Raw genomic sequence first — 6479 nt, forward strand, 5'->3', positions numbered from 1 at the left:
AAATACGGTATAACGCTCTGTCGTTATGCCGTATTTTTATTTTTGGCATTAAATAGCCGTTAAGTCAGTATCACCAGCATGGGAAAGTTATGGAAAAGTACGAAGAATTATTGATCTCATTGCGTCGAGTGATCCGTGCCATTGATATCCATTCTCGGCAGTTGAATAAGCAGTCTGGCCTCACCGGGCCGCAGCTAATGGTAATGCAAAATATCGAGCAACTTGATGCGCCATTGGCCAAAGAGATCGCCAAAGAGGTGTCTTTAAGTCCAGCCACAGTAACCACGATTGTCGATAAATTAGAAAGCCGTCAGTTGGTGGTTAGAACTCGCAGTGAGACTGATAAACGTAAGGTACATTTATCACTGAGTGACTCAGGTAAAGCGCTATTGAGCAATTCGCCAAAGCCGTTACAGGAGCACTTTATTACTCGCTACCAAAATCTAGAGCAGTGGGAACAAAGCCAGCTATTATCGTCAGTTGAACGTATCGCTTCAATGATGGATGCCAACGAGCTAGATGCTGCACCAGTACTTTTGGTTGGACAGATCCAAGCGGATGATGCCGCTAAGGGCTAATCAGTCAGCATATTTCCATAATGCTTCAAGGCTTGATAGCGCCCTTGCAAGCTATTAACCCACTACCAGTATCACTTTGCTCTTTATTTGAGAGGCTTTAATCGGCCCAATCTCGTTAATGCCTACGCTATCCTTATTCTCGCCTTTAAACCAATACCTACCTGTATGGTCAATACCCACTAACGTTTTAACGATGTAACCATATCGAGGGTGAAGAAGTTTGATAATGTCACCCACTTTTAATGCCTGTTTATCAAAGTGTTCTGATAGCAGTACAAAATTGCCACTTTTAAGCCGAGGAAACATGCTGTTTCCAGCGACTTTATTAAGGCTAAAACCAAACATAGCTGTCTATTACGACGCTAGTTTTGGGTAAATGACTCGTTCAGCAGGTGGATACGGACAGTTTGCTGAATAAACCTCTACCCCTTTGCTAAGCCAGAATATCTCTGCGAAGCGATTAACCAGTGTAAGCAGTTCCACCGTTGCAGCCCGATCAATGTGTTGTTTGCTTTTAGACGCTGCCAACATGATGTTATGTGTGAGCGAATGCAACTCAGGAAAAGCATCCAGTTGCGGTTGTTTTATATAATCGCCCCAGATAACTTGAATTTCAGCTTTCACTTTTTTCCCATGCAGCTCTTTCTCCCCCACCAAACGGTTAAACTGTGCCAGTTGAGCAGCCGACATTTCGCTTGCTTTAGGTAGCTCATTAAGCAGATCGACCATGCGGATCATCGTCAACACAGCAAGTTGCGCTGTGATTGGGTCATAGATTTTACACGGAATATCACAGTGGGCAGAGACTGCTTCAAAAGGGAGCTTGCTATCAATTCTGTCGAGTAACTTCGCTAACATTTGAGCTCCTATTTATTGCCATCAAGCGATGATCTTTTTACCAAAGCCGATCTAAGTAATTTGTAAGCCAATACGGCAGCAACAACGACAGGAGCCGCCCAAAGCAAATGAATGAGATTTGAGGACTCGGCACTATGATCATGACCTGGATGGGCCAAAGCAGAGGTTGAAAATATGACCAGCAAGCTTGTCATAGCTGCTATTAGGTTATTTTTATTCATCGATAATCCTTTATATATAAATTGACGCGAAACGTTCAGACACCCAAATTGAGCTATTTAGCAAACGGTCTTTGCACGTTGATGCCCTAATAGATGTGTTCTTGATGACTAATGCAATGCACTACTTTGCCCAGCAAGTTGCTGAGCGGTATGCTCTAGCGCCGACACACAGTCATCGCAAATTGGGTGTCGCTTAGCAAAATCAAGGAGTGGCGGTATGGTTAAACTAAGGCTATTAAATGCAGAGCTTCGCACCTCTGCAATGACAGATTCATCTGCTGATAATGTTTGCACCTGTTTATGAGCGTGCTTCAAATAGTGTAATGCCATTTCGCTTTGCTGCTGAGACTCATACAGATGAGCCAAATTGTGCATACCTGCTATCCAAGCAAACAATAACTCTCGGTCACTTAACTGATGTGACCATTCACTCTCAATCAAAGAAACTGCTTGCTGATAGCAATATTGAGCATCCAGCCAAGCTGCTTCTTTAAAATGCTGATTACCAGAGTTCATGAGTTGCTGCCAATTTTCCATTTCACCACCATTTAGTTGCGCGAGGTTATTCATCCGATATAGTGCCGCCGAGCGATAGCAAAATTACCATCGTTACATTCAACACAACTTAAATACGAATGATTCTCATTAAAATCTAACACAATTAAAAGCGATGCTCAAATGGCACTTTGATAATTTACTTATGTAAAGGCTGGCAGTAGGCAGGAATTAAAATGGGCGCAATCGTGGTTAAAAAAGAGGATACAAGCAGCAAGTGAAAGGCATTGATGTGAACAATGCCAGATGATTACAAGGTTAAGGTCATAAAAGAGCTATAGGGATCAACTTTATAATCGCCAAAAGGTAAGCACTCTTGAAAACCAAACTGCTGATATAATTTTTGTGCAGGCTTAAAAGCATCCATAGAGCCAGTCTCAAGACTTAAGCGCTGATAACCTCGAGTTCTCGCCTCAGCAATCAGATGCGCCAATATTTTATGTGCAACGCCTTGGCGAAGAAATTGAACGCTAGTGCGCATTGATTTAATTTCGCCATGATATTTATCAAGCTGTTTTAGTGCACCAATACCGACTAATTGATCAGCGCACCACAAGCTCCAAAAGGTAACATCAATGGCTTTTAGACCCGATATATCAAGAGCATGCACACTCTCTACAGGTGAGTGCGACAACATGTCTTGATGGTGCTCACTTAACAGCGCTAACACCTGTTTGTTATCTAACTCTCCAACTCGGATCTGCATATTAACCATAGGTAACCTTCTCGTTTAAAGACTATTTACGACCTAATATTCTCAGTATGCGTAAGAACAAGTTAATAATATCCATATATAAGGCCGCCGCACTATCAATTGCATTATCAAAGGTTTTTGGAATTGCGTTCGCTCGCGCCCAATCGTAGCCAATATAGCCACAAAAGATAATCGCAACGATCCAATCTAAGATACCGTGATGAGTGTTAAAAATAAATATTTCAATGAGTTCCACCACAATAACACACAGCAATGCAACGGTAAGGCCACCCGCGATTTTGTTGAAAAAGGCTGGATACATAGACCCTAGAAGCATCATCACAAACGTTACCATGCCGGTGACTCTGATGGCTTCTACTACAATATTGGGATCATATTGGCTTACCACCAAGTTAATGATTAACCCAAAAGGTACCACCACAAAGTTGTAGCCGATGAAACTCACAATCGGGCTATCGGATTTACTGAAAAGATAGATACCAAAAAAACATGATGCAAAATAACCAATAAAGAAAATTATCGGGTTAACGCTACTTATCGATTCAACCGGGATATTGACAACCATCAACCAATTTACGGCAAAGCCCCAAATTAGCGTTAGGCCGATAACAAGGTTATAAATAGAACCACTGATGATCTTATCGTTGGTTTCAGTCCGGTTAAATACTTTCACTTCCATTTTATGTCCCTATAAATTTAATCTTTACCGTTTTTGACGGTAATGAGTAGCAGAGCTAAACACTGCTAACAATTACTTAGGGCGCAAATCTATCATCACTAAGTAATTGTTGTAAATGAGTAATCATTGTTTTTCGTTAGCGAAATACAAACCAATATCTAAAAGTGGGACCAACGTTTCCCCTTTTATCCAGAGTTAGACTGCTGCTAGCAACTAAAGTCGTAGCTATGCCACATATCAAGCTTCGCTTGGCCAAGGTCGTGGCGCTTCGCCCAGTCTTGCAACAAAGAGTCGAGCTAAAGGGCAAAGCGCTTACGCCCAACTCTTGATTTCATAAGAGTCACCCCTCATCGCCCCAAACGAAGTTCTCTTCCTCATGCTTATTCGATGGGGAGTGGGTGTATTGGGTGAGCCTGTAATGGCTGTTAGTCACTAGATATCTGCCCAACGACCAAGCTCATTATTGGACAAAAGGGAGTTAGTGCTAAAGCTCTTAAAGTGATAACTCTCATTAGGGAAAGTATGGCAAGCGGATATACGATAACGCCTCATTAAGAGGCAATAAAATAGTTGGTTAAAATAAGCGAGGCACGAGCAAAAACCAACTGTTTTTTTGTCCTGATTTATTTGCTTGTTAAATTACGGTAGTGATGTCGTTCGTGCCATAAAGTAAAATAATTAGCTTTTAATGCCGACGTAAAACTAGGGTGTTCATTTATTAAGTAGGAAGTGACGTCTTTGTAATTATTGATAACCCCATCAAACCGCCAAGCATATCTAAAATATGTGTTTTGATTTTCTGCAATATTACCTGTGGTCACAAGCAAATCCCCTAAATATGCCATTTGTCCTTGAACCATAGTAAAGTTCATATTACTCAATTTAAGTTCTTTTTTTTCATTCCCTAAACTGTTTGTGTAAATAACTCTCGTAATAGAGTAATTACCGGGAGGTATCTTAGAAAGTATTATGTTGTATTTACTCTCAAACTCAAAATTAAATACATTTCCAGTGTTAATATCTTTTACTTCAATACCGGCACCTAAAGGCTTACTGTTTCCAGACCCTCTTATGTACAAAGCACCATATATATACGATGAGTCTTTAGAAAATTTTTCTAAACCTACCACTTTATTATGATAGGAAACACAGCCTTGTAAGAAAATAATAATTGTAATTAAACTGAACCTGAGTACAAACATTGAAATATCCACAGAGTAATTTAACGCCTCGTTAAGAGGCAATCAAATAGTTGGCTAAAATTAGCGATGAAGGAGCAAAAGCCAACTGTTTTTTGTACTTTTTGAACGACTTGTTATGCATAATTGAACTCCACATGTTTCGCTAGTGTGGGTATTTCAAGGTACTCATATGCGGCATTTACCTTTTTAATAAAATGCTCGTCGTTGGATAAGAGGAAATTACAAAAAGATGCTATTGATGCGTGACTATTATCACTTGTTGCTGCAATGAACCGTCTTTCTTTGTGTACTTTTGAATCGGGATAATACCCTAAAGTGTTTAACATATTATAAATTCCCGTCACTTTTTGGTGTTTAAAATATGGCTGCTCTGGGTAAATGGGATTCTGCTTTAGCTGAAACAAGTCATCTATATCCATATTTGCTTGACTATAAGTTGGAAGTGCTCTTAGTTTATCCCAGATTTTGACAAGTACATTTGGCGGTTCGATATTATTAAGTTGCTTAGGACCAATTCCTACCTGTGAACGGAAATCTTTAATACCATCCCAATTTTTATCATCGTCAATATTCTCAAGCATCATGCTTTCAGTTTTTTCTAATGTTGCTTTGTACTGAGAAGTCATTTCCTTAGTGTAGATTTTTAATTGTCTTTGAGCATCTTCGGGTAACTCGTCAGAGTTTTCCATTATTGAATCCATTAGCTCTGAGAATGCAGCAATTTGTTCTTTATGAATATCATTTAAACTATCACCTTTTCTTCCACCAGAAAATTTGAACAACCATTGTTGCATTGCATGTTCTATGTCAACACCATCATCACTATTTTCACAATACTCTTTATAAACATCAAAAGGGTCACGCACGCTTATTGTCGCTTTATCAGTAATTGTAAAGTGAGGTTGCTCAACAACTAATTTTAAATAGTTAGCATTAAGGTCTTTAAGTACCTTAAGGAAGCTTTCTTCAAACCCTTTAGAACGACGGATTTCTTTAAGCGTTTCATCTGAATAAACTACTTGATAATCTTTTATAAGTAATTGCCCAAACTCACCTAATCCTTGTTTAGTGAAAAAATCTAAAACATTTTGATCAAGATAAACAGTAGGCTTTCCTTCGTATGGTGGAATTGACTCCATTGCTTAATCCTTTATGCATAACAGCTTATTCATTAGTCGCTCGATAACGTTCTTAGCAACTCGCTAAATTTTTAACAAGCTATCACTGCTAAGGCATTGCTGTAAATAGATAATTTCTAAGTTCAGGCGACATAAACGGCCTTGTTGAGTGCGGAGAAAGAGAGCCTAGGGTGTTCAATGGGTCCGTGTATCACTTTTTTATATTTCCCATGAGTCTGATTTTTATAGATTTTGTGAAATGTTAAAAAATTATCGATGCCTAGCAGGACAGTTTTTGGCATCTTTATTTGCGCGATAATGGATCTTTTTAGTCACTTTTAGTTATACCTGTGTAAATATCCAGCTTCATTTCAACCTACATGAGAATACGTAATCCACGTTTAACCTAAAGTTAGCTAACTTTGGGGCAAAACCAAGTTACAAAACTCGCAGAGCACACCAACTCCCCATCGGAGTTGCCGAAATACGTTGAAGAAATAGCCGTAATGCCCACACGGATGTGGGCATAGCTTTCGCGGGACAGGATGTCCCA

The 6479-nt window shown here is 39.5% G+C and carries 9 protein-coding genes; 1 reads left to right on the plus strand and 8 read right to left on the minus strand.

Features of this window, described 5'->3' with window-relative positions:
* The first annotated feature begins 89 nt into the window (after nt 1–89).
* The gene (locus L2730_RS13035; RefSeq protein ID WP_220739102.1) at nt 90–578 is read left to right on the plus strand and encodes a MarR family winged helix-turn-helix transcriptional regulator; all 489 of its coding nucleotides are present in this window, start codon (nt 90–92) and stop codon (nt 576–578) included.
* Nucleotides 579–632: 54 nt separating this feature from the next.
* Here the strand turns inward: L2730_RS13035 and L2730_RS13040 are convergent, their stop codons facing one another.
* The 8 genes from L2730_RS13040 to L2730_RS13075 all read right to left on the minus strand — a co-directional run bounded on the left by L2730_RS13040 (nt 633) and on the right by L2730_RS13075 (nt 5947).
* Entirely contained in the window at nt 633–884 is a 252-nt protein-coding gene (locus L2730_RS13040) for a S24/S26 family peptidase (RefSeq protein ID WP_248974984.1), read from the minus strand.
* Between the two features lie 48 nt (nt 885–932).
* Complete coding sequence (sodN, locus tag L2730_RS13045; protein ID WP_248974985.1) at nt 933–1436, minus strand: superoxide dismutase, Ni; 504 nt, start codon at nt 1434–1436, stop codon at nt 933–935.
* Between the two features lie 8 nt (nt 1437–1444).
* Nucleotides 1445–1657 (minus strand): hypothetical protein, encoded by a 213-nt coding sequence (locus L2730_RS13050; protein WP_248974986.1) that lies wholly within the window; start codon nt 1655–1657, stop codon nt 1445–1447.
* A 108-nt stretch (nt 1658–1765) separates the two neighbouring features.
* Nucleotides 1766–2227, minus strand: coding sequence for a DUF2753 family protein (locus tag L2730_RS13055; RefSeq protein ID WP_248974987.1), 462 nt, complete (start codon nt 2225–2227; stop codon nt 1766–1768).
* A 235-nt stretch (nt 2228–2462) separates the two neighbouring features.
* Nucleotides 2463–2918, minus strand: a complete 456-nt coding sequence (locus L2730_RS13060; protein WP_248974996.1) for a GNAT family N-acetyltransferase — start codon at nt 2916–2918, stop codon at nt 2463–2465.
* Nucleotides 2919–2949: 31 nt separating this feature from the next.
* On the minus strand, nt 2950–3606 hold the full coding sequence (locus L2730_RS13065) for a Bax inhibitor-1 family protein (protein WP_248974988.1): 657 nt from the start codon (nt 3604–3606) through the stop codon (nt 2950–2952).
* 623 nt (nt 3607–4229) lie between these two features.
* Complete coding sequence (locus L2730_RS13070; RefSeq protein ID WP_248974989.1) at nt 4230–4820, minus strand: hypothetical protein; 591 nt, start codon at nt 4818–4820, stop codon at nt 4230–4232.
* A 101-nt stretch (nt 4821–4921) separates the two neighbouring features.
* Entirely contained in the window at nt 4922–5947 is a 1026-nt protein-coding gene (locus tag L2730_RS13075; protein ID WP_248974990.1) for a hypothetical protein, read from the minus strand.
* Nucleotides 5948–6479: the final 532 nt, after the last annotated feature.

It is taken from the genome of Shewanella kaireitica, from assembly GCF_023284045.1.
In the GTDB taxonomy this organism is placed as follows: Bacteria; Pseudomonadota; Gammaproteobacteria; order Enterobacterales; family Shewanellaceae; genus Shewanella; species Shewanella kaireitica.